The sequence below is a fragment of the Streptomyces atriruber genome (genome assembly GCF_001418325.1).
Taxonomy (GTDB): Bacteria; Actinomycetota; Actinomycetes; order Streptomycetales; family Streptomycetaceae; genus Streptomyces; species Streptomyces atriruber.
In genome coordinates this window covers 1-23865 of the sequence record NZ_LIPN01000365.1, presented here as the reverse complement: position 1 = coordinate 23865, position 23865 = coordinate 1, and the positions used below count along the sequence as shown (strand labels likewise).

The following is a 23865-nucleotide window of genomic DNA, read 5'->3' as shown; positions in this document are numbered from 1 at the left end:
GCGTGGCATGGGTACTAAGACAGATGACGCGGCCGCCGCCAAGGGCGCGGCCGGGACCGGGGCCGAGGCCGACGAAGTGACCGGGGCCGGAACGCCGGACGCGGTCGACGTCACGAAGTCCGACGCGGCCGAGGCCACCGGGCCCGAGGACGCCGAGCCCGAGGGCACCGCCGACGCCGGGACCACCGAGGCCGCCGCCGACGCCGCCGACACGGACGAGGACGCGGCGGACGAGTCCGACGCCGACCTCGACGCCGCACCCGTGGCGACCGCCAAGTCCACCGGTGTCGGCCAGGGCGCCGCCGCCGTGGTCTCCGCCGCGCTCGGCGTGATCGGCCTCTCCGGCGGCTGGGTCGGCACGATCGCCGGGGCACGCTCGAACATCATGGGGCAGCTGGAGACCAAGCAGTCCGCGAGCGTCTCCGACCAGCTCCAGGCCCTCTACGGCGACTCCTGGCAGGCCACCGCGCTGATCGCCGGTCTCTTCGCGGTCTCCGCGCTCGTCGTCGGCTTCCTGGTCCTCGTCAGGCCCGCGTTCGGCGCCCCCGGCAAGGAGCAGGCGCCGTGGATCAAGTCCGTCGCGTGGGCGGGCTTCGTGCTCGGCGTGATCGGGCTCGTCCTGGCCATCGCCAAGTACTCCGACCTGCTCCTCGGACTGCCGTCGGCACCTTCCTGAGCCGCCTCCCCGCCTATAAGGCGGGGCACGGGACACCTCTAAGGCAGGGGCGGGGCAGGGGCTAAGGCCCCTGCCCCGCCCTTCGTCGTGCCTAGGGTCTGTCCGGCGGATCAGGGCGCGGGCGTGGGGCGTCCAGCCTTGCGCCGCAGATGGGCGTGCCAGGCGCCGCGACCCGCGCCCTGATCCGCCGGACAGACCCTAAGGCCCCCCGGCCTCAGGAGATGCGGCACCCGCCCGATGTGGGCGACCCCCCTGGGAGAAGAAAGTGGAGACATCGCAGGGAACGACACCGGCGATGCCACCGACAACCCGAGGGGTACGAGATGTTCGAGTACGAGATGCACCGGATGCGCGCCGCCGAGCTGGTCCGCCAGGCCGACCGCCGCCGACTGGTCGGCGAGGCCCGCAAGGCCCGCGCCGCCGCCCGCCGATCGGCCCGCCAGGAAGCCGAGGGGCCGGTGAGTACGCCGCTCCGGAAGATCCGCCTCACGCGGACCGCCTGAGGTGACCGGGCCTGTGCCGGTGTCCGCTCCGCGGATAACGGGTGCCGCGGCGTCCACGCACTGTGCGATGCTCGCGGCTGTGGAGACCAGGTCCGTCAGCCCGGTGTTCGTCGGTCGCACCGATGAACTGGGCGTACTGAAAGAAGCGCTCGCCCGCGCCACGGGAACCCCGCTCGAAGGAGCCGGGGGACCCGGCCCGGGCGAGCCGCAGGCGTTGCTGCTCGGCGGCGAGGCCGGGGTCGGCAAGACCCGCCTCGTCGAGGAGTTCACCGCGGCCGCCGAAGAGCAGGGCGCGGTCGTCGCACTCGGCGGCTGCGTCGAGATCGGCGCCGACGGCCTGCCGTTCGCCCCCTTCTCCACGGCGCTGCGCGCGCTGCGCCGCCGGCTCCCCGACGAGCTGGCCGCCGCGGCCGAGGGCCAGGAGGAGGAGCTCGCCAGGCTCCTGCCCGAACTGGCCGGACCCGCCCCGCACGGACACGCCCCCGGCGGCCGACCCGACGAACAGGGCATGGCCCGCCTCTTCGAACTCACCGCACGCCTCCTGGAGCGCCTCTCCCGCGACCGCACCGTCGTCGTCGCCCTGGAGGACCTGCACTGGGCCGACGCCTCGACCCGCCACCTCCTCTCCTACCTCTTCCGCACCCTGCGCGGCGGCCGCCTCGTCCTCCTCGCCACCTACCGCGCCGACGACATCCACCGCCGCCACCCGCTGCGCCCCCTGCTCGCCGAGCTGGACCGGCTGCGCACCGTGCGCCGCGTCGAACTGGGCCGCCTCAGCAAGGACGAGGTCGCCCGCCAGATGGCCGGGATCCTCGCGACCGAACCCGAACCGTCCCTGGTGGACGACATCTTCGACCGCTCCGACGGCAACGCCTTCTTCGTCGAGGAGCTCGCCGTCGCCTCCTCCCACGGCGGCAGCTGCGCGGCCCTGACGGACTCCCTGCGCGATCTGCTCCTCGTCCGCGTGGAGGAGCTCCCCGAGGACACCCAGCGGGTGGCGCGGATCGTCGCCGAGGGTGGCTCCACCGTCGAGTACGAGCTGCTCGCCGAGGTCGCCGGGCTCGGCGAGGACGACCTGATCGAGGCGCTGCGGGCCGCGGTCGGCGCCAACATCCTGCTCGCCTCCCCGGACGACGACGGCTACCGCTTCCGGCACTCCCTGGTCCGCGAGGCCGTCAGCGACGACCTGCTGCCCGGCGAGCGCTCCCGCATCAACCGCCGCTTCGCCGAAGCCCTGGAGGCCGCCCCGACGCTCGTCGCCGCCGACCAGCGCGCCGCCCGCCTCGCCACCTACTGGTACTACGCGCACGATGCGGCCAAGGCCCTGCCCGCCGTCCTCGGCGCCTCCGTCGAAGCCCGCCACCGGCACGCCTACAGCGAGCAACTGCGCCTCCTCGAACGCGCGATGGAGCTGTGGGACGACGCCCCGGACGCCGTCCGCGAGGAGCTCCGCCCCGCCGCCTACGTCGAGGGCTATCCCCCCTGCGGCTGCGACCCCGCCACCACCCCCCTGCACTATCTGGACCTGATGGCCGAGGCCACGGTCGCGGGCCGCCTCTGCGGCGAACGCGACCGCGCCCTGAAGATCACCAAGCGCGCCCTGCGCCTCCTCGACGAGGAGCACGACCCCCACCGCTCCGCCTGGTTCTGGATCGCGCGCTCCCGCCTCGTCTCCACCCTCGGCCGCGGCGACGGCTGGGCCGAGATAGCCAAGGCCCAGGAACTGATGCGCGGCCTGCCGCCCTCCGAGGTGCACGCCGACGTCCTGGTCTACCGCGCCTCCTGGGGCATGCTCCACGACCCCGGTCCGGAGACCCTGGCCGCGGCCGAGCGAGCCGTCGAGTACGCCCGCATGCTCAAGGCCGACACCATCGAGCTCAACGCCCGCCTCACCCGCGGCGCCCTCCTCGTCGAGGCGGGCGACCCCGAGGCCGGGCTCGCCGAGATGTACGAGGTCAGGGACCGCGTCGTCCGCGACGCCCTGGTCACCGACCTGAGCCGGGCCCATATCAACCTCCCCTCCTCCCTCGAAGGCGTCGGCCGCTCCGCCGAGGCCGTGCGGGTCGGGATGGAGGGCATCGAGTTCTGCCGGAGGTACGGCCTGGTCGACACCGAGGGCTGGGTCTGGGCCAACGTCGCCGAGTCGCTCATCTCCCTCGGCCGCTGGGAAGAGGCGGCCGAAGCCGTCGCGCACACCCAGCGCTGCGTCCAGAGTTCGAAGCCCCGCGTCTCGGCCGCCGAACGCCTGGCCCGCCTGGCCCTCTTCCGCGGCGACCACGCCGCCGCCACCCGGCACATGCAGAGCGCCCACCAGCACCTCGGCACCCACGACCCGCAGCCCCAGTACCTCCTGGTCCTGATCCGCATCGCCCTGGGCGTCGCCGCCGCCGAGGGCCGCATCCTGGACGGCCGCGCCGAACTCGAACGCAGCCTCGCCACCGGCCTCCCCCTGGGCACCTACAAGTACGGCTGGCCCCTGCTGCTCGCCGCCGCCGAGATGGAGGCCGACGCCCGCGGCCTGCCCGCCGCCGAACCCGGCCGCCCCGCCGCCCTCGAACGGATTCGCGGCGCCGCCAAGTCCCTCACCACCCCCATCCCGCTCTGGCGGGCCTACGACGAATGGACCCGCGCCGAGCTCCTGCGCTCCGAGGGCCGCGACACCCCCGCCGAGTGGTCCACCGTGGTCACCGCCCTCGAACCCCTCGACCGCCCCTTCGACCTCGCCCGCGCCCGGCTGCGCCTGGCCGAGTCGCTGCTCGGCCCGGACACCACCGACCGCGAGCGCGCCGCCCACCTCCTGCGCCAGGCGGCGGAGGTCGCCGACCGGCTCGGCGCCCGCCCGCTCACCGACGCGATCACCGGTCTTGCCCAGCGCGCCCGCCTCACCCTGAACCCCACCGAGGCCACCCGCGCCCCCGCGGCCCCGGCCGACCCCGCCGAGGCGCTGGGACTGACCAGCAGGGAGCGGGACGTCCTGCGGCTGGTCGCCGTGGGCCGCAGCAACCGGCAGATCGCCGAGGAACTCTTCATCTCCCCGAAGACGGCGAGCGTCCACGTCTCCAACATCCTCGCCAAGCTGTCCGTCACCGGCCGCGGCGAGGCCGCCGCGCTCGCCCACCGGCTGCGGCTCTTCCCGACGCAGGACAGCGCGCAGGCGATGCGCTGACCTGCACGTTCCCGCGCCCCAGCAGGACTTTGGCGGCCTCGCTTACGCTGGAGTGCGGAATCTCGGCTCCTGGGAGGCGCAGTGTTCAACGCGATCGAGGCCCTGTTCGCGCCGGGGCGCAAGCACACCGACGACGAACAGAAGCGCCTGGAGCTGACCCGCGTCGACCTCGCCGACGGCGACCCGGGGCGCGGGCCGATCGACCTGACCTCGGGCAAGGTGGTCGTGCGTCCCCCCGTTCCGTCGCCGCGCGCCGACGAGTCCCCGAGCTCATCCGCGGAGGAGATATCCCGCCCCGGTGAGCCGGACAGCTGACCTACTTCACCCGCACCTGGAGGATCTTGTCGTCCCCCTTCTCCGGAGTGCCCCGCGAGTCCGTCTCATTGGTGACCAGCCACAGCTTGTCGCCGCCCGCCGCGACCACCGTGCGCAGGCGGCCGTACTCGCCCTCCAGGAACGCCTGCGGCTCAGGATCGCCGGTCATGCCCCGCACCGGGACGCGCCACAGCCGCTCGCCGCGCAGCCCAGCCATCCAGACGGAGCCCTCTGCATAGGCGACACCGCTCGGTGAGGCCTCGGAGGTCTTCCACTGGGCGACCGGATCCCGGAAGCCCTCCTTGCCTTCCTTGCCCTCGACCTCCGGCCAGCCGTAGTTCCCGCCGGGCTTGATCTCGTTCAGCTCGTCCCAGGTGTCCTGGCCGAACTCCGACGCCCACAGCCGCTTCTGCTCGTCCCAGGCCAGGCCCTGCACGTTCCGGTGCCCGTACGAGTACACGGGGGAGTCGTCGAAGGGGTTGCCGGGCGCGGGCTCGCCGTCCGGGGTGAGGCGGAGGATCTTGCCGCCCAGGGAATCCTTGTCCTGCGCGAGGTCGGTGTCGCCCGTTTCCCCCGCGCCCGCGTACAGCATCTTGTCCGGGCCGAAGGCGATCCGGCCGCCGTTGTGGATCATGCCCTTCGGGATGCCCTTGAAGACCGTGTCGGGTGCGCCCAGCTGCTCGCCCGAGGGCTTCTTCTCGTCGTACAGCATCCGGGCGATGCGGTTGTCGGACTCCGTCGTGAAGTACGCGTACACGAAGTGGTCCGAGGCGTACGAAGGGGAGAGGGCGAGGCCCATCAGGCCGCCCTCGCCGCCGGGGGAGACGCCGGGCACCGAGCCGAGCTCGGTCTTCTTGCCCGTCTTTCCGTCGATCCGGGTGATCGTGCCCTCGTCGCGCGAGGACACCAGCAGGTCGCCCCCGGGGAGCGGCGCGAGGCCCCAGGGGGACTTGAGGCCCGTGGTGAGGGTGCGGGTGACCTTCGCCGAGCCCTTCTCCGGCGGGGCGTCGGCGCCGGCCTTCCCGGTGGCGGGCCGGCTCGAACCGTCCCGCTTCGGCGGGCTCCCGGGGCGGTCCGGCTCGTCGCCGCCGGACGAGCACCCGGCCGCGAACACGAGGGCGGCAGCGGCCATCACGGCTGTCACAGCAGGTCGTTGCACGATCAGGATCCCTTCGACGCAGCGCTTCTCCTGTTCATACACCGCTCGCGCCCCGCAGGTTCCCGATCCGCCGTCACGAGATCGCGGCTCTCGGCCGTCCCGGTGACGGCGCGGCGGGACTTCCCGGTCCGGCGGACGGCACGGCGGAACCCGAACCCCTCAGTCCCACGACCCCAGCGCGGGCGGCAGCGCCGCGATCTCCGCCAGATCCCGCTCGGTGAGCCGGATCGCCGCGGCCCCGGCGTTCTCGACCGCCCACCGCTCCCGCTTGGCCCCGGGAATCGGCACCACATGCCGCCCCTGCGCGAGGACCCAGGCGAGCGCGGCCTGCGCCGGTGTCGCCCCGTGCCGTTCCGCCACCCTGCGCAACCCCACCAGCAGCGGCTGGTTGGCCGCCATCATCTCGGCGGTGAAGCGCGGATGGCGGGCCCGCAGATCGTCGGGCTCGAAACCCTGGCCGGGCTTCAGCGTCCCCGTGAGGAAACCATTCCCCAGCGGCATCGCCGCGAGCAGTCCGACACCGCGCGCCACGCACCACGGCAGCAGCGTGTCCAGTGCCTCCGGCGACCACACCGACAACTCGGCCTGCACCGCGCTCACCGGAAAGACCTGCTGCACCCGTTCCAGCTGCCGGATCGTCGCGTCGTAACGCCCCGGTCCCGCGCGCCCCTGCCCCGTGCGCCCCGGCGCAGGACGCCGATGGGCGCGCGCCCCCACCGCGCACAGACCCAGGGCCCGCACCTTTCCCGCGGCCACCAGCTCGCCCATCGCGCCCCAGGTCTCCTCGACGGGAATCTCGGGGTCGGCGCGGTGCAGTTGGTAGAGGTCGATGGTGTCCGTCTGCAGCCGCCGCAGCGACGCGTCGCAGGCCCGCTTCACATAGCCGGGGCGGCCGTTGGCGACGATGTGCTGCTCGCCCACCAGCAGTCCGCACTTCGTCGACACGAACGCGTCGTCGCGCCGCTCCTTCAGGACCCGGCCGATCAACAGCTCATTGGTGAAGGGCCCGTACATGTCCGCCGTGTCCAGCAGCATCCCCCCGCTGCCGCCGCCCCCCATCGCGTCCAACGCCGCGTGCAGGGTGCGCACCGACGCGTCGCCCCGCTGCCGCGAGCCGGTGTACGCCCAGCTCATCGGCATGCAGCCGAGTCCGACGGCGCCCACTTCGAGCGCCCCCGCGCCGATCGTCCTGCGCTCCACCTGGTCGTACCCTCCCGCTCCTCGTTCGGAGATCATCCAAACTAACCGCTGGCCACAGTGGCCTCGACCGTTGCCCTCCCGAGGGCGGCGTGCGCCGGTGCGCATTAGCCTCCAGGCCATGACGACTGACGTATGGCTTCCGTTTGAAGCGCACGACATCCCGGGTCTGCCCGACGCCGCCGAGGCCGGCCTGACCTACCGCTTCTGGGACGGCGGCCCGGAGTTCCCCGCGGATCCGGCGGACTGCGCCTTCTATGTGGTGCCCTATATGAAGACCACGGAGATCGCGGTACGTCCCTTGTCCGCGATGACGTCCGTGCGCGTCGTACAGACACTGACTGCGGGCATCGACCATGTGGAGCCGGGCATCAAGTTCCTCGCCCCCGGAGTGCAGTTGTGCAACGCCCGCGGTGTGCACGAGGCCAGCACCGCCGAACTCGCGCTCACCCTCGTCCTCGCCTCGCTGCGCGGCGTCCCGCGCTTCGTCGAGGGGCAGCGGCAGGAGGAGTGGAGGTCCGGTTTCTACCCGGCGCTGGCCGACAAGTCCGTGCTCATCGTGGGATACGGCTCGATCGGTTCCGCCATCGAGGACCGGCTCACCCCCTTCGAATGCGCGCGGGTGGCGCGCGTCGCGCGCTCTGCCCGTGCCACGGAGCGCGGCCCCGTGCACCCGCTCGTCGACCTGCCCGCCCTGTTGCCCCAGGCGGACGTCGTCATCCTCTCGACACCGCTCACCGAGGCCACCCGCGGGCTGGTGGGCGAAGACTTCCTGGCCCGCATGAAGGACGGCGCGCTGCTCGTGAACGTCGCCCGCGGGCCCGTGGTCGACACCAAGGCGCTCCTCACCGAACTGGAGTCCGGGCGCATCACCGCCGCCCTCGATGTGACCGACCCCGAACCGCTGCCCGCAGGTCACCCCCTGTGGCACGCTCCAGGGGCACTTGTCAGCCCGCACGTGGGCGGCTCGTCCTCGGCGTTCCTGCCCCGCGCCAAGCGGCTGCTGGCCGCCCAGCTGACCGAGCACGTCGCCGGACGGCCCCTGGGCAACGTGGTGCTGACAACGGGCAGTTGATCGCCCGAGAGCAGTTTGCGCACGCTCCGCGCCCGGCCGTGCGCTCCCCGTGTCCGCACCCTCGTCCACAGTCACTGAGCGTAGAGGAGCTATGTCCCTGAGTGACGAGTCTGGTGTATCGTCCCGACAGGGGATGCGCCGTGGACCGTTCGGCGCGGGGATGAGACATCAGACTGCGAGGGGGGCGACGGGCGATGCACGGCCTATGGGTGAACGATCCGACGCGGCGGAACCTCAGTCGGCGACTCCGGCGCACACCGACCCGCAGACGCAGCCGAGCAGGGAGTCGCACGAGCGGCCGTCGCCGCACACCACAGCGCCCCTGTCGGCCCGGTCGGCGCACGGGCCGGGCGGACACGGGGGCGGCACGGACCGGAGCGGCCCGGTGAGCGCCCGCGTGACCTCCACTCCTGTGCTCGGCGGGGGCGTGGCGGCGCTGCCGCCCAGGGTTCCACTGGTCCGGCGACCGCTGCCGGGAGGCCGGGGCCTCGTCTCCCAGCTGGCACTTCTGCTGGTCTGCGGGGCGTATGCCACCGGCTCGGCGCTCGGCTGGGGATCCGAACGACTGGCCCTGGTCATGGGCGACTTCGGCCTGAGCTTCGCCGCGGCGGCCGCGGCGATCTCCTGTTTCCGCTACTCCCGCACCCGACGAAGCCGCTTTCGACCCGCATGGCTGCTGTTCGCGCTCTCCTCCGCGATGGCAGCCTTCGGGAACGGCGTGTGGGGCTGGTACGAGGTCGTGCTCCAGCGTCCCGTGCCCAGCCCGGGCTTCGCCGACCTGTTCTTCCTGTGCTTCGCCCCGCCCGCCATCATCGGACTCCTCGTGCTCGCCAAGCGTCCGGTGACGCGAGCCGGTTGGGGCTGTCTGGCCCTCGACTCCTGGCTGATCGGCGGCTCGCTCCTCACGCTCTCCTGGAGCCTCGCCCTCGCGCACACCGCGCAGTTCGAGGGCCAGAGCGTCGCGTTCGCCGCGCTGTCGCTCGCGTACCCCCTGCTCGACATCGCGCTGGTCAGCATGGTTCTGGCGCTGCACTTCAGACGGTCGTCGGCCAACCGCACCGCGGTGAACACCGCGATCGGCGCGCTCGCCCTGACCGTGATGTGCGACGCGCTGTTCACCTCGCCGCTGCTGCACGCCAGTTACCGCTCGGGCCAGATGCTGGACGCCGGATGGTTCGCGGGCTCGCTGCTCCTCGCGTACGCTCCGTGGGCCGCCCCCTGGCACGTGCGCGGCGGGCAGGGAGCGGGCCACACGCGCGTGCAGTACGACAGCGGGCCCGAGGAGCCGACCCCCGCGACCCGTCCGATCGCCGGATCGCTGGCCGCCCTTACGCCGTATCTGGCCGCCGCCGTCTGCACGTTGGGGATCCTCTACAACGTGCTGAACGGTCGCAGTGTGGACCGCGTCGTGCTCTTCACCGCAGGCACCGTGGTGCTCGCGCTCGTGGTGCGCCAGGGCATCATGCTGCTGGACAACATCACGCTCACTCAGGAGCTGGCCCAGAAGGAGAACCACTTCAGGTCGCTGGTCCAGGGTTCGAGCGACGTCATCATGATCGCCGCGCCGAACGGCATCCTGCACTACGTGAGCCCGGCCGCCTCCGGGGTCTACGGCCGGGACGCCGACGAGCTCGTCGGTTCCGAGCTCGCCTCCCTGATGCACCCCGAGGACCTCGGCCGGGTCGTCCACGAGGTCCGCAGGTTCCTCGCCGCGAACCCCGTCGAGGAACCCACCACCCGCATCGAGTGCCGCTTCAAGTCCGGTGACGGCGACTGGCTGAACGTGGAGTCCACCGTCAACCGCCACCAGGGCGGCCTCATCTTCAACAGCAGGGACGTCACCGAACGGGTCAGACTCCAGGCGCAGTTGCAGCACAACGCCGAGCACGACCCGCTGACCGACCTGCCCAACCGCGCCCTGTTCACCCGGCGCGTGAGCCAGGCCCTGACCGGCCGCCGGGTGACCGACCGCGGCACGGCCGTGCTCTTCATCGACCTCGACGGCTTCAAGGCCGTCAACGACACCATCGGCCACCAGGCCGGTGACGAGCTCCTCATCCAGGCCGCGCGCAGACTTCAGGAGGCGGTGCGTTCGGGCGACACCGCCTCCCGGCTCGGCGGCGATGAGTTCGCGGCCCTCATCGTCGGCGACGGGACCCGGGACCAGGCCGCGAGAGAACAGCACATCTATGAGCTCGCCGACCGGCTGAGAATCACCCTGTCCCAGCCGTACGCCATCGACGGCAACGACGTGCGCGTGGCGGCGTCCATCGGCGTGGCCTTCGCCGAACCGGGCATCGGCGCGGGCGAGTTGCTCCGCAACGCCGACCTCGCGATGTACCGCGCCAAGGCCGCGGGCAAGGGCCGCGTCGAGCTGTACGCACCCCAGATGCAGGCCGACGTCGTCCGCAAGGCGGAGCTCGCCACCCGGCTGCGCGCCGCCCTGCACGACGGCGAGTTCGCGCTGCTCCACCAGCCCGTCGTCTCCCTGGACGACGGCCGGATCACGGCGGTCGCGGCCCAGGCCCGCTGGCGCTCGGCGCAGGGCATCCTCTTCACGCCCGCCGAGTTCCTGCGGGTGTCCGAATCCGGAGAGGGCCCGGACAGCCGCGCGGCCGAGCTCGGCCGCTGGATGCTCGAGGAAGCCGTGGAACAGGCCGCCGAGCGCGGGCGGACCGGGCACGCCGTGCCCGTCGCCGTCCGGATGAGCGCGCGCCGCCTGCTGGACCGCTCCATGCCGCTGGGCTCCATCGAGGCGCTCCTGACCCGGCACGGGCTGCCCTCCGGCGCGCTCATCATCGAGCTCGCCGAGACCGACCCCCGGGTCTCCCTGGACGACCTGGAGCGCCGCCTCGCGGCCCTGCGCAGGCTCGGTGTGCGCATCGCGCTCGACGGCTTCGGCAGTGGGTACGCCGCGATCACGGCCCTGCGCCGGCTCCCCATCGACGTGCTGAAGCTGGACCGCGGCCTTATCGAGGGCGTAGTGGAGTCCGCACGCCTGCACAAGATCACTTCCGGACTGCTGCGCATCGCGGGCGACCTGGGCCTCGTCTCCGTGGCCGACGGCGTCGACCTGCCCGAGCAGGTGGTGGCCCTGCGCGCGATGGGCTGCACGCACGGGCAGGGGATGGCGTTCGCCGGGCCCCTCGACGAGTACCGGCTGCGCCGGGCGCTCACCATCGGCGAGTATCCGGTGCCGCACGGCCCGGCCGAGCCGGTGTTCGCGGGCGGCCGTCCCGCGACGTACGCGGGCGGCTCGGCGGCGGCGTACGGCGCCCCCTCGGGGGCGTTCGCGGGCGGGTCGTCCTCGTACGCGGCCGGGCCTCCGGGGGCGTACGCGAGCGGCCCTCCCGGCTCGTTCACAGGGGGCCCCTCGACCTACGTGCGTTCACATAATGAGACCCCCGTCCCACCTACTTGACAGGTACTGCGTGCCGGGGGGAGGGTCAATGCCATGCGCACCCGAATTCTCGTACTTGGAAAGCGCGTCGGCTGAAGCTGGGAACGACCGGTCCGAATACCGGAACTTCCAGCGACCGCACCCGGCGCGCTCCCCTCGCTTGCCTCACGGCACGAGGGGTTTTTTGTTGCACTGGCACCTGCCAAACCCCCGCAAACACCCCGCAAAAACCCTCAGCTTCGAGAAGAGAATGCCGATGACCGAGCAGGCCTCCGGGGCCCACCATCCGCAGCCGCGGCCCCGAACCTCAGGACACCAGTCCGCCCCCGTCGAGCACGTCACGGGTGCGCAGTCCCTCATTCGTTCTCTCGAGGAAGTCGGGGCCGACACGGTGTTCGGCATTCCCGGCGGCGCCATCCTTCCCGCGTACGACCCGATGATGGACTCCACCCGGGTCCGTCACGTCCTGGTCCGCCACGAGCAGGGCGCGGGTCACGCCGCCACCGGTTACGCGCAGGCCACCGGCAAGGTCGGCGTCTGCATGGCGACGAGCGGCCCCGGCGCCACCAACCTGGTCACCCCGATCGCCGACGCCCACATGGACTCCGTCCCGATGGTGGCGATCACCGGCCAGGTGGCCTCCAAGGCCATCGGCACGGACGCCTTCCAGGAGGCGGACATCGTCGGCATCACGATGCCGATCACCAAGCACAACTTCCTGGTCACCAAGGCCGAGGACATCCCGCGGACGATCGCGGAGGCCTTCCACATCGCCTCCACCGGCCGTCCGGGCCCGGTCCTCGTGGACATCGCGAAGGACGCGCTGCAGGCGCAGACGACGTTCTCCTGGCCGCCGCAGCAGGACCTGCCCGGCTACCGCCCGGTGACCAAGCCGCACGCCAAGCAGATCCGCGAGGCCGCCAAGCTCATCACCGCGGCCAAGCGCCCGGTCCTCTACGTCGGCGGCGGCGTCATCAAGGCCCAGGCCACCGCCGAGCTGAGGGTCCTGGCAGAGCTCACCGGAGCGCCCGTCACCACCACACTGATGGCGCTCGGCGCATTCCCCGACAGCCACCCGCTGCACGTCGGAATGCCGGGCATGCACGGTGCGGTCACCGCCGTCACCGCGCTGCAGAAGGCCGACCTGATCGTCGCCCTCGGAGCCCGATTCGACGACCGCGTCACCGGCAAGCTGGACAGCTTCGCCCCGTACGCGAAGATCGTCCACGCCGACATCGACCCGGCCGAGATCGGCAAGAACCGTGCCGCCGACGTGCCGATCGTCGGCGACGCCCGCGAGGTCATCGCCGACCTCGTCCAGGCCGTCCAGGCCGAGCACACCGACGGGCACACCGGTGACTACGCCGCCTGGTGGACCGACCTCAACCGCTGGCGCGACACCTACCCCCTCGGCTACGCCCAGCCGGAGGACGGTTCGCTCTCGCCGCAGCACGTCATCGAGCGCGTCGGCCAGCTCGCCCCGGAGGGCACGATCTTCGCGGCGGGCGTCGGCCAGCACCAGATGTGGGCCGCGCACTTCATCGAGTACGAGCAGCCCGCCACCTGGCTCAACTCCGGCGGCGCCGGGACGATGGGCTACGCGGTCCCGGCCGCGATGGGCGCCAAGGCCGGACAGCCCGACCGCACGGTCTGGGCGATCGACGGCGACGGCTGCTTCCAGATGACCAATCAGGAGCTCACCACCTGCGCCCTGAACAACATCCCGATCAAGGTCGCCATCATCAACAACGGCGCCCTCGGGATGGTCCGCCAGTGGCAGACGCTGTTCTACAACCAGCGTTACTCCAACACCGTGCTGCACAGCGGTCCCGAGGACATCGGCCCCAACAAGGGCACCCGCGTCCCGGACTTCGTGAAGCTGTCGGAGGCCATGGGCTGCGTGGCCCTGCGCTGCGAGCGCCCCGAGGACCTCGACAAGGTCATCGCCGAGGCGAACGCCATCAACGACCGCCCGGTCGTCGTCGACTTCATCGTCCACGAGGACGCCCAGGTCTGGCCGATGGTCGCCGCCGGCACCTCGAACGACGAGGTCATGGCCGCCCGGGGCGTCCGCCCCGACTTCGGCGACAACGAAGACGACTGAGACCGAGAGCGAAAGAGAGACCAAGAGTCATGTCCACCAAGCACACGCTCTCCGTCCTGGTCGAGAACACCCCCGGCATCCTCGCCCGGATCGCCGCCCTGTTCTCCCGCCGCGGCTTCAACATCGACTCCCTCGCCGTGGGCGTCACCGAGCACCCCGACATCTCGCGCATCACCATCGTCGTGAACGTCGAGGACCTGCCGCTCGAACAGGTCACGAAGCAGCTCAACAAGCTCGTCAACGTCCTGAAGATCGTCGAACTGGAGCCGGGTGCCGCCGTCGCCCGCGAACTCGTCCTCGCGAAGGTCCGCGCCGACAACGAGACCCGCTCCCAGATCGTCGAGATCGTCCAGCTGTTCCGCGCCAAGACCGTGGACGTCTCCCCGGAGGCCGTCACCATCGAGGCGACGGGCAGCAGCGACAAGCTGGAGGCCATGCTCAAGATGCTGGAGCCCTTCGGCATCAAGGAGCTCGTCCAGTCCGGCACGATCGCCATCGGCCGCGGCTCCCGCTCCATCACCGACCGCAGCCTGCGGGCGCTCGACCGGAGCGCATAGCAACATCCGGCCCGCATGGCGAGACCGGCAGACTTCCCTTCCCCCGCCCGCCGTACGGTGGGACGCAACACCAGCACACATAGGAGATTCCCAGTGGCCGAGCTGTTCTACGACGCCGACGCCGACCTGTCCATCATCCAGGGCCGCAAGGTCGCGGTCATCGGGTACGGCAGCCAGGGCCACGCCCACGCGCTGTCGCTCCGTGACTCGGGTGTCGACGTCCGCGTCGGTCTGCACGAGGGCTCCAAGTCCAAGGCGAAGGCCGAGGAGCAGGGCCTGCGGGTCGTCACCCCCTCGGAGGCGGCGGCCGAGGCCGACGTCATCATGATCCTGGTGCCGGACCCGATCCAGGCCAAGGTCTACGAGGAGTCCATCAAGGACAACCTCAAGGACGGCGACGCGCTGTTCTTCGGCCACGGCCTGAACATCCGCTACGGCTTCATCAAGGCCCCCGAGGGCGTCGACGTCTGCATGGTCGCCCCCAAGGGCCCGGGCCACCTGGTCCGCCGCCAGTACGAGGAGGGCCGCGGCGTTCCGTGTATCGCGGCCGTCGAGCAGGACGCGACCGGCAAGGGCTTCGAGCTGGCGCTCTCGTACGCCAAGGGCATCGGCGGCACGCGTGCGGGCGTCATCAAGACGACCTTCACCGAGGAGACCGAGACCGACCTGTTCGGCGAGCAGGCCGTGCTCTGCGGCGGCACCGCCGCGCTGGTCAAGGCGGGCTTCGAGACCCTGACCGAGGCGGGCTACCAGCCTGAGATCGCGTACTTCGAGTGCCTCCACGAGCTGAAGCTGATCGTGGACCTCATGTACGAGGGCGGCCTGGAGAAGATGCGCTGGTCCGTCTCGGAGACCGCCGAGTGGGGCGACTACATCACCGGCCCGCGGATCATCACGGACGCCACCAAGGCCGAGATGAAGAAGGTCCTCGCGGAGATCCAGGACGGCACGTTCGCCAAGAACTGGATGGACGAGTACCACGGTGGTCTGAAGAAGTACAACGAGTACAAGACCCAGGACGAGAACCACCTCCTGGAGACCACCGGCAAGGAGCTGCGCAAGCTCATGAGCTGGGTCAACGACGACGACGCGTAAGTCGTACGGACAAGGGCCGGGGCAGCCGCCCCGGCCCTTGTCCAACGTGTCCAGCCACGGACGAGTGATCCTTCCATCGAGGCGCACGACGACCTCCGCGGCGCCACTACACTTCTGTTCAACATTCGCGTCGGGCCCACAGCGTCGTGCGTCTTCCACGCGGCTAAGCGACTCCGCCTGCGGCCGTCGGGACGGCCGTCCGCAAGGGACTTGTGAGGACTCACGTGAGCACTGCTGCCACCGGCAAACCCGTCGTACTCATCGCTGAAGAGCTGTCGCCCGCCACTGTCGACGCCCTGGGGCCGGACTTCGAGATCCGCCAGTGCAACGGCGCGGACCGAGCCGAGCTGCTGCCCGCCATCGCCGACGTCGACGCGATCCTGGTGCGCTCCGCCACCAAGGTCGACGCCGAGGCCATCGCCGCCGCCAAGAAGCTGAAGGTCGTCGCCCGCGCGGGCGTCGGTCTGGACAACGTGGACGTGTCCGCCGCCACCAAGGCCGGCGTGATGGTCGTGAACGCCCCGACCTCGAACATCGTCACGGCCGCCGAGCTCGCCTGCGGCCTGCTCCTGGCCACCGCGCGCAACATCCCCCAGGCCAACACCGCCCTGAAGAACAGCGAGTGGAAGCGCTCCAAGTACACGGGCGTCGAGCTGGCCGAGAAGACCCTCGGCGTCGTCGGCCTCGGCCGCATCGGCGCCCTCGTCGCGCAGCGCATGAGCGCCTTCGGCATGAAGGTCGTGGCCTACGACCCGTACGTGCAGCCCGCGCGCGCCGCCCAGATGGGCGTGAAGGTCCTCTCGCTGGACGAGCTGCTGGAAGTCTCGGACTTCATCACCGTGCACCTGCCCAAGACGCCCGAGACCCTCGGTCTCATCGGTGACGAGGCGCTGCACAAGGTCAAGCCGACCGTCCGCATCGTGAACGCCGCGCGCGGCGGGATCGTCGACGAGGAGGCGCTGCACTCCGCCCTCAAGGAGGGCCGCGTCGCGGGCGCCGGTCTGGACGTGTACGCGAAGGAGCCCTGCACGGACTCCCCGCTCTTCCAGTTCGACCAGGTCGTCTGCACCCCGCACCTCGGCGCCTCCACGGACGAGGCGCAGGAGAAGGCGGGCATCGCCGTCGCCAAGTCGGTGCGCCTCGCCCTCGCCGGTGAGCTCGTGCCGGACGCGGTGAACGTGCAGGGCGGTGTCATCGCCGAGGACGTGCGTCCCGGTCTGCCGCTGGCCGAGAAGCTCGGCCGGATCTTCACCGCGCTCGCCCAGGAGGTCGCGGCCCGCCTCGACGTCGAGGTGTACGGCGAGATCACCCAGCACGACGTGAAGGTGCTCGAACTGTCCGCGCTGAAGGGCGTGTTCGAGGACGTCGTCGACGAGACCGTGTCGTACGTGAACGCGCCGCTGTTCGCCCAGGAGCGCGGTGTAGAGGTCCGCCTGACCACGAGCTCCGAGTCGCCCGACCACCGCAATGTGGTCACCGTGCGCGGCACGCTCTCCGGCGGCGAGGAGATCGCGGTCTCCGGCACGCTGGCAGGCCCCAAGCACCTCCAGAAGATCGTCTCCATCGGTGAGTACGACGTGGACCTGGCGCTCGCCGACCACATGGTCGTCCTGCGGTACGCGGACCGTCCGGGCGTCGTCGGCACGGTCGGCCGTGTCCTCGGCGAGGCGGGCATCAACATCGCGGGCATGCAGGTCGCCCGCGCTGCCGTGGGCGGGGAGGCGCTGGCCGTCCTCACCGTGGACGACACGGTGTCGCAGGCGGTGCTGAACGAGCTCTCCGAGGAGATCGGGGCGGAGTCCGCGCGTGCGGTCGACCTCACGGACTAGGGGTTCTGCCGGGCGGCGGCTCCGGTTGCCATAGATCACCGGCTTCGCCGGGTTCGTCCTCAAACGCCGGACGGGCTGGAACTTTCCACCCGTTCGGCGTTCTGCTGCGCCCGGACACCCGTGGGAACACCTCGCAGCGCCACCGCCGCCAGCGCCGCCGCCCCGAGCAGCAGGACCGCTCCCGTCAGGGCCGCGACGTGCATACCGGTGGTGAAGGCCTCCCGGGCCGTGGCCAGGAGGGCGTCCGCCGCGCGGGACGGGAGGTGTCCGGCCACCGCCACCGCGCCCGTCAGGGTCTCGCGGGCCTCGGCCGGAGCCGAGTCCGGGATCCGGCTCTGATAGACCGTGTTGCCGATGGAGCCGAGCAGCGCCATGCCCATCGCGCCGCCGAACTCCTGCCCCGTCTCCAGCAGCGAGGCCGCCGTGCCGGCCTTCTCCGCCGGGGCCGCGCCGAGCGCCAGGTCGGTGAGTTGCGAGCTGACGATGACGGCGCCGCAGGCCAGCACGCCCGCCCCGGCCAGCACCAGCCAGAGGGACGAGGTGCCGGTCAGCGCGAGCAGGCCGTAGCCGCAGGCGGAGACGGCGAAACCGGTGGCGACGACGTGGGCGCGGTCCATGCCGCGCTGCACGAGCGCCGTGGCGACGGGGGCGGCGAAGCCGATGAGGACCGAGGGCAGCAGCGCCCACAGCGCGGCCTCCAGCGCGCTCTTGCCGAGCACGGACTGCAGATACTGCGTGGTGAAGTACGCCGAACCCATCATCGTCAGCGAGGAGACGAGGTTCAGCGAGACGGCGGCACCGAAGGCGCGGCCGCGGAACAGGTCCGGCGAGATCATCGGTGACGCGGCGGTGCGCTGGCGGAGCACGAAGAGTGCGGTGAAGACGAGGCCGACGGCGACGGACACGACGTAGGGGAGTTCGATGCCCTCGGCGGGCATCTCCTTGAGGCCCCACACGAGCGGCAGCACGGCGGCCATCGACAGCGGCACGCTCAGCAGGTCGAAGCGGCCGGGCCGCGGGTCCCCGGACTCCGGGATCAGCAGCGGCGCGAGGACCAGGAGCAGCACCATCGCGGGCAGGTTGACCAGGAAGACCGAGCCCCACCAGAAGAACTCGACGAGGACGCCGCTCAGCACCGAGCCGAGTGCGATGCCGGCCACCAGCACGCCCTGCCAGATGCCGATCGCCTTCGCGCGCTGCCCGGCGTCGCGGAACAGGGTGCGCACGAGCGCCAGCGTGGACGGCATGAGGGTCGCGCCGCCGATGCCGAGGACCGCGCGGGCCGCGATCAGGGTCTCGGCGCTGTTCGCGTACGCGGCGACCAGCGATGCGGCGCCGAAGGCGGTGGCGCCGAGCAGGAGGAGCCTGCGGCGGCCGATGCGGTCGCCGACCGCGCCCATCGTCATCAGGAGTCCGGCGAGCACGAAGGCGTAGATGTCGAAGATCCAGAGCTGTTGGGTGGCGCTGGGCTCCAGGTCGGCGCTGATCTCGGGGATGGCGAAGTAGAGGACGGAGACGTCCATCGAGACCAGGAGCAGCGGGAGCATCAGGACGGCGAAGGCGGTCCATTCCTTGCGGGTGGCGCGGGGGTTCGTCTGCATGCCGAGGACTGTACGGACGTCTTATACGGCTGTCTAGTACGAGCGTATGGATCGACTGTGTAAAACATCGGTATAGGACGCTCGTATGGGTCCGGCGTAGGGTGCCTCGCATGGGACACCGTGAGGATCTGCTCGAAGGCGCGAAGCGCTGCCTGCTGGAGAAGGGCTTCGTGCGCACGACGGCCCGCGACATCGTCAAGGAGTCGGGGACCAACCTCGGGTCCATCGGCTACCACTACGGGTCCAAGGACGCGCTGCTGGTGGAGGCGTACATCGCGCTCATCGAGCCGCTGGGGACCGACTTCGAGGGGGCGCGGACCGAGGCGGACGCCGACGAGGACGTCCTGGAGCGCTTCGCGCGGGTGTGGGGCAACATCATCCGCTCGGTTCCCGAGATGCGTCCCATCTGGATGATGACGCTCGAGGTCATCACGCAGGGCGAACGCCTGGCCGGTATCCGGGAGTTGCTGATCGGGGCGCAGAAGGAGGGGGCCGCCGGGCTCGCCGCGCTGTTCACCGGCATCGAGGAGAGCGAGCTCCCCGAGGACCTCGTGGAGAGCGAGGGCCGTTTCTACACCACGCTCCTCAACGGCTTGATGGTGCAGTGGCTCTTCGACCCGGAATCGGCGACGACGGCCGAGCAGCTCACCGAGGGGCTGCGGCGCGTGCTGGACCGGGCGGCCGGGACCGGCTGAGGCCGGCCCGCGGTGCGGACCGGCCTCGGGGCGGTGGTGCCTACGTGGTTACGACCACTTGATGCAGGCGGCGGGGATCCAGCCCCGCTTCTTGTTGAACTCGCTGCCGTACAGCCACTTGGTGCTGGTCTTGCCGCACAGCTTGTACTTCTGGCCCGTGTAGAAGTGGCCGTCGTTGCAGAGACTGCCCTTCTTGCCCTTGTTCCACTGGCTGACGGCGGTGGCGCTCACCTTGGCGTGGGTGCGCACCTTCACCGCTTCCTTGGCGGGGACGTTGACGATCTGCCGGGAGCAGTCGGGCTTCGACGCGGCGACGGCGGTGCCGCCGGTGGCGAGGGTGGTGCCGACGAGGGCGACGGCGGAGAAGGCGACCGCGGGGGCCAACAGCCTGAACTTCATGAGGTGTTCGTTCTCCCATGCGTGGGGGGACGGATGTTCGGACGCCGAGAACCGTACCGCCCCACGATCATGGCCGTAATCGTTCGTTGCCCGGTGCTTACAGTCGTGACGACTTCAGGACCATGTGCAGCAGCAGCCGGTCCTCGCCCTCGTCCAGATCGAGGCCGGTGAGCTGCTCCACGCGCGAGAGCCGGTAGTAGAGCGTCTGGCGGTGGATGCCCAACTCGGCCGCCGCGCGGCCCGCCTGGCCCGCGCAGTCGAGGAACACCTCCGCGGTGCGGGTCAGTTCGCGGTGGGCGGGGCCGAGGAGCTGCCTGCCCACGGGGTCGTGCGCCGCCTCCGGGGGCAGCGCGGTCAGCAGGCGGTAGGGGCCGACGTCCGACCACTGGGCCACCGGGCCGAAGCGCCGCTCGGCCAGCGCCGCGCGCGCCGCCCCCGACGCCTCCCACCAGGCCGCACCCAGGTCCTCCAGGCCGTGCCGGGCCCCCGCGATGCCGGCCGCGGCGCCCGGCGCGGCGTCCAGGAGGCGCGACGCCGCCGTGTGCGCGGGCGACAGCGCGTCGGCCGAGCGCAGCCGCACCAGCGCCGCGAGGGACTGCGCGGTGGTGCCCCACGGCACCGTGCACACCGCCGCCGCGCCCGGCACCGTACGGGCCGCCGGGGCGTCGTCCGGGTCCGCGGAGCGCCAGGGGGCGACGCACACCACCGCGTGCAGGCCGTCGGCGCGCGAGCCGAGCGCCGTGCGCAGGGCCGCCACCGCCATGTCGCGTTGCCAGCCGCGCTCGGCCGTCAGGACCGCCCGGAACTCCCGGGTCAGGTCGGCGCCCGCCTGCGCCTCGTCGGCGAGCAGCGCGCCGATCCGGGTGGCCACCTCCATGGCGGCGGTCAGCTGCTGATCGCTCGGGCCCGGCTCGCCGTCCAGCAGCCACACGTATCCGAGGGCGAAGCCCCGATGGCGGACGGGCAGGCAGATGCGGCCGCGGTGGACGCCCGCCTCCGGGGTGGGCGGGATGCGGACCGGGGCCGTGGCGCGGGTGATGCCGAAGCTCTCGAACCAGGAGCGGACCTCGGACGTGGACCGGCGGGTGAGGATCGACCGGGTCCTGACCGGGTCGAGGACGCTCGCGTCGAAGCCGCTGTCGCCCCCGCCGTCGTGCGCGCCGAAGGCGATCAGCTCGAAATCCCGGTTCTCCAGGGTCGCGGGGGCGCCGAGCAGCGCCGAGATCTCGTCGACCAGTTCTTGGTAATCGCCCTTCATGACCCCATTCTCGCGCGGCCCTGGACATTCTTCAGACATTTGTCTGAGATCCAGGGCACGGATGCGTGACAGCTGTCGATGGCTCACGTTCGGGTGGATCCTTAAATTTCACGGTGGTTCTCCGTGCCGTACCGCCGCATTCCCTCCGTGTAGGGCTATGTCGGTATGGCCCCCGATTTCGTACACCCGTGGAGGTGCCCCGTGCTGGGTCCCGTGATCCTCGCCGCGTCGCGCAGCGACAAGATGCGCCGTTTTGTCTCGGCGGCCCCCGGCACCAAGCAGGTCGTCGCCCGGTTCATCGCCGGTGAGGGGGTCGACCAGGTCGTCCCGATCGTCGCCGACGCCGCCGACAAGGGCCTTGAGGTCACCCTCGACGTGGTGGGCGAGGACATCACCACCGTCGAGCAGTCCCACGCCGCCCGCGACGCCTATCTGGAGCTCATCGAGCGCCTGAAGGACCTCGGGCTCGGGACCAAGGCCGAGATGTCCGTGAAGCTGTCGATGTTCGGCCAGGCGCTGGAGGGCGGCCACGAGCTCGCGCTGAGCAATGTGCGCCCCGTCGTCGAGGCCGCCGCGGCCATCGGCACCACGGTCACCCTGGACGCCGAGGACCACACCACCCTCGACTCGATGTTCGCCATCCACGAGGAGCTGCGGAAGGACTTCCCGCAGACCGGCTGCGTCATCCAGTCCTACCTCTTCCGCACCGAGGACGACGCCCGCCGCCTGGCCGCCGCCGGCAGCCGCGTACGCATCGTGAAGGGCGCCTACAAGGAGCCCGCCGAGGTCGCGTACCAGGACAAGGCGGAGATCGACAAGGCGTACGTCCGCATCGTGCGCATCCTGATGGAGAGCGACGGGTACCCGATGATCGGGTCCCACGACCCGCGCCTGATCGCCATCGCGCAGGAGCTCGCGCGGCGCGCGGGGCGCAAACTGGACGAGTACGAATTCCAGATGCTCTACGGCATCCGCAGCGACGAGCACCTGCGGCTCGCCGCGGAGGGCCACCGGATGCGGGTGTACACCGCCTACGGCACCGACTGGTACGGCTACTTCATGCGCCGTCTCGCGGAGAAGCCGGCGAACCTGCTCTTCTTCGGCCGCTCCATCCTCACCAAGGGCTGAGCTCCCTTTCCCCCGACCCCCCTTAAGGAGATACGGAACTCATGGACGCTGTGACCCAGGTCCCCGCGCCGGTCAACGAGCCGGTGCACGGCTACGCCCCCGGTTCCCCGGAGCGTGCCCGCCTCGAGACCAAGCTCAAGGAACTCTCCGAGAACCCCATCGAGCTGCCGATGACCATCGGTGGCGTCAAGCGCCTCGGTGGCGGCGAGCCCTTCCAGGTCGTGCAGCCGCACAACCACCAGGCCGTCATCGGCACCGGCCGCGGCGCCACCAAGCAGGACGCCCAGGACGCGGTCGACGCCGCCCTCGCGGCCGCCCCGGCCTGGCGCGCGATGTCCTTCGACGACCGCGCCGCGATCATCCTGCGCGCCGCCGAGCTGCTTTCCACCACGTGGCGCGAGACGCTGGCCGCCTCCACGATGCTCGGCCAGTCGAAGACCGCCCAGCAGGCCGAGATCGACACTCCCTGTGAGCTCGTCGACTTCTGGCGCTTCAACGTGAAGTACGCCCGTGACCTGCTCGCCGAGCAGCCCCCGGCGAACTCCACCGGCGTCTGGAACCGGCTGGACCACCGCCCGCTCGAGGGCTTCGTCTACGCGATCACGCCGTTCAACTTCACCGCCATCGCGGGCAACCTGCCGACCGCCCCGGCCCTGATGGGCAACGTGGTCGTGTGGAAGCCGTCCCCGACGCAGACCCACGCCGCCGTGCTGCTCATGCAGCTCCTGGAGGAGGCGGGCCTGCCCAAGGGCGTCATCAACCTCGTCACCGGTGACGGCATCGCCGTCTCCGAGGTCGCCCTGACCCACCGCGACCTGGCCGGCATCCACTTCACCGGCTCGACCCCGACCTTCCAGCACCTGTGGAAGACGGTCGGCGAGAACATCGCCAACTACCGCACGTACCCGCGTCTGGTCGGCGAGACCGGCGGCAAGGACTTCGTCGTCGCGCACCCGAGCGCCGACCGCGCGATCCTGAAGACCGCGCTGACCCGCGGATCCTTCGAGTTCCAGGGCCAGAAGTGCTCCGCGACCTCGCGCGCCTACATCCCGGCCTCCATCTGGAACGACGGGTTCAAGGAGGAGTTCGCGGCCGAGGTCGACGGCATCAAGATGGGTGACGTCACCGACCTGTCGAACTTCATCGGCGCCGTCATCGACGACCGCGCGTTCGCCAAGAACAAGGCGGCCATCGACCGCGCCAAGTCCGACGCGACCTGCACGATCGTCGCGGGCGGCACCTACGACGACTCGGTCGGCTACTTCGTGCGCCCGACCGTCGTCGAGTGCTCGGACCCGGAGAACGAGGTCTTCAAGACCGAGTACTTCGGTCCGTTCCTCGCCGTCCACGTCTACGAGGACGACCAGTACGACGCCATGCTGGAGCAGATGGAGTCGGCCTCTGACTACGCGCTCACCGGTTCGGTCATCTCCAACGACCGTGCCGCGGCCGCGCACACGATGGAGAAGCTCCGCTACGCCGCGGGCAACTTCTACATCAACGACAAGTCGACCGGCGCCGTCGTCGGCCAGCAGCCCTTCGGCGGCGGCCGCGCCTCCGGCACCAACGACAAGGCCGGTGCCCCGCAGAACCTGCAGCGGTGGACGCTGACCCGCGCCATCAAGGAGACGCTGGTCCCGCCGACCGAGTACGGCTACCCGCACATGGGCTGACGCCCCCCGCGGGCCCCTGCGGCCCGCCCCTGAAC

18 protein-coding genes are annotated in these 23865 nt (G+C 71.3%); 13 read left to right on the top strand and 5 right to left on the bottom strand.

Annotated elements, in window-relative coordinates; translation table 11 throughout:
* The first annotated feature begins 7 nt into the window (after positions 1 to 7).
* From AOK03_RS32080 to AOK03_RS32065, 4 genes are all read left to right on the top strand, one after another.
* Positions 8 to 676 carry a hypothetical protein gene (locus AOK03_RS32080; RefSeq protein ID WP_055568889.1) on the top strand — a complete coding sequence of 223 codons (669 nt, stop codon included), beginning with the start codon at positions 8 to 10 and terminating at the stop codon, positions 674 to 676.
* A gap of 323 nt (positions 677 to 999) precedes the next feature.
* Positions 1000 to 1179, top strand: a complete 180-nt coding sequence (locus tag AOK03_RS32075; RefSeq protein ID WP_055568888.1) for a hypothetical protein — start codon at positions 1000 to 1002, stop codon at positions 1177 to 1179.
* 67 nt (positions 1180 to 1246) lie between these two features.
* Positions 1247 to 4345, top strand: coding sequence for a helix-turn-helix transcriptional regulator (locus AOK03_RS32070; RefSeq protein ID WP_055568887.1), 3099 nt, complete (start codon positions 1247 to 1249; stop codon positions 4343 to 4345).
* Positions 4346 to 4426: 81 nt separating this feature from the next.
* Entirely contained in the window at positions 4427 to 4660 is a 234-nt protein-coding gene (locus AOK03_RS32065; RefSeq protein WP_055568886.1) for a DUF6191 domain-containing protein, read from the top strand.
* A 1-nt stretch (position 4661) separates the two neighbouring features.
* On the opposite strand, the gene AOK03_RS32060 is transcribed toward AOK03_RS32065, so the two are convergent.
* Entirely contained in the window at positions 4662 to 5792 is a 1131-nt protein-coding gene (locus AOK03_RS32060) for a PQQ-dependent sugar dehydrogenase (protein ID WP_079075083.1), read from the bottom strand.
* 186 nt (positions 5793 to 5978) lie between these two features.
* Positions 5979 to 7019, bottom strand: a complete 1041-nt coding sequence (locus tag AOK03_RS32055; RefSeq protein WP_055568884.1) for an aldo/keto reductase — start codon at positions 7017 to 7019, stop codon at positions 5979 to 5981.
* Positions 7020 to 7137: 118 nt separating this feature from the next.
* Between AOK03_RS32055 and AOK03_RS32050 the strand changes: the two genes are divergently transcribed.
* From AOK03_RS32050 to serA, 6 genes are all read left to right on the top strand, one after another.
* Positions 7138 to 8091 carry a 2-hydroxyacid dehydrogenase gene (locus tag AOK03_RS32050; RefSeq protein WP_055568883.1) on the top strand — a complete coding sequence of 318 codons (954 nt, stop codon included), beginning with the start codon at positions 7138 to 7140 and terminating at the stop codon, positions 8089 to 8091.
* A 385-nt stretch (positions 8092 to 8476) separates the two neighbouring features.
* Positions 8477 to 11512 carry an EAL domain-containing protein gene (locus tag AOK03_RS32045; protein ID WP_063792617.1) on the top strand — a complete coding sequence of 1012 codons (3036 nt, stop codon included), beginning with the start codon at positions 8477 to 8479 and terminating at the stop codon, positions 11510 to 11512.
* A 235-nt stretch (positions 11513 to 11747) separates the two neighbouring features.
* Positions 11748 to 13595 carry an acetolactate synthase large subunit gene (locus tag AOK03_RS32040; protein ID WP_055568882.1) on the top strand — a complete coding sequence of 616 codons (1848 nt, stop codon included), beginning with the start codon at positions 11748 to 11750 and terminating at the stop codon, positions 13593 to 13595.
* Positions 13596 to 13624: 29 nt separating this feature from the next.
* Positions 13625 to 14152 carry an acetolactate synthase small subunit gene (gene ilvN, locus AOK03_RS32035; RefSeq protein WP_055568881.1) on the top strand — a complete coding sequence of 176 codons (528 nt, stop codon included), beginning with the start codon at positions 13625 to 13627 and terminating at the stop codon, positions 14150 to 14152.
* A 93-nt stretch (positions 14153 to 14245) separates the two neighbouring features.
* Positions 14246 to 15247 carry a ketol-acid reductoisomerase gene (gene ilvC, locus AOK03_RS32030; protein WP_055568880.1) on the top strand — a complete coding sequence of 334 codons (1002 nt, stop codon included), beginning with the start codon at positions 14246 to 14248 and terminating at the stop codon, positions 15245 to 15247.
* A gap of 224 nt (positions 15248 to 15471) precedes the next feature.
* Positions 15472 to 17076 carry a phosphoglycerate dehydrogenase gene (gene serA, locus AOK03_RS32025; RefSeq protein ID WP_055568879.1) on the top strand — a complete coding sequence of 535 codons (1605 nt, stop codon included), beginning with the start codon at positions 15472 to 15474 and terminating at the stop codon, positions 17074 to 17076.
* Positions 17077 to 17135: 59 nt separating this feature from the next.
* On the opposite strand, the gene AOK03_RS32020 is transcribed toward serA, so the two are convergent.
* Positions 17136 to 18677: an MFS transporter gene (locus AOK03_RS32020; RefSeq protein ID WP_055568878.1), complete on the bottom strand. Its 1542-nt coding sequence runs from the start codon at positions 18675 to 18677 to the stop codon at positions 17136 to 17138.
* Positions 18678 to 18787: 110 nt separating this feature from the next.
* On the opposite strand from AOK03_RS32020, the gene AOK03_RS32015 reads away from it, so the two are divergent.
* Positions 18788 to 19372 (top strand): TetR/AcrR family transcriptional regulator, encoded by a 585-nt coding sequence (locus tag AOK03_RS32015; protein WP_055568877.1) that lies wholly within the window; start codon positions 18788 to 18790, stop codon positions 19370 to 19372.
* A gap of 48 nt (positions 19373 to 19420) precedes the next feature.
* Here the strand turns inward: AOK03_RS32015 and AOK03_RS32010 are convergent, their stop codons facing one another.
* Both AOK03_RS32010 and AOK03_RS32005 read right to left on the bottom strand, forming a co-directional pair.
* Positions 19421 to 19771, bottom strand: a complete 351-nt coding sequence (locus AOK03_RS32010) for a hypothetical protein (protein WP_055568876.1) — start codon at positions 19769 to 19771, stop codon at positions 19421 to 19423.
* A 97-nt stretch (positions 19772 to 19868) separates the two neighbouring features.
* Positions 19869 to 21029 (bottom strand): PucR family transcriptional regulator, encoded by a 1161-nt coding sequence (locus AOK03_RS32005; protein ID WP_244177829.1) that lies wholly within the window; start codon positions 21027 to 21029, stop codon positions 19869 to 19871.
* 201 nt (positions 21030 to 21230) lie between these two features.
* Between AOK03_RS32005 and AOK03_RS32000 the strand changes: the two genes are divergently transcribed.
* Positions 21231 to 22157, top strand: a complete 927-nt coding sequence (locus tag AOK03_RS32000; RefSeq protein WP_055568874.1) for a proline dehydrogenase family protein — start codon at positions 21231 to 21233, stop codon at positions 22155 to 22157.
* A gap of 41 nt (positions 22158 to 22198) precedes the next feature.
* Complete coding sequence (gene pruA, locus AOK03_RS31995) at positions 22199 to 23830, top strand: L-glutamate gamma-semialdehyde dehydrogenase (RefSeq protein WP_055568873.1); 1632 nt, start codon at positions 22199 to 22201, stop codon at positions 23828 to 23830.
* Positions 23831 to 23865 lie beyond the last annotated feature (35 nt).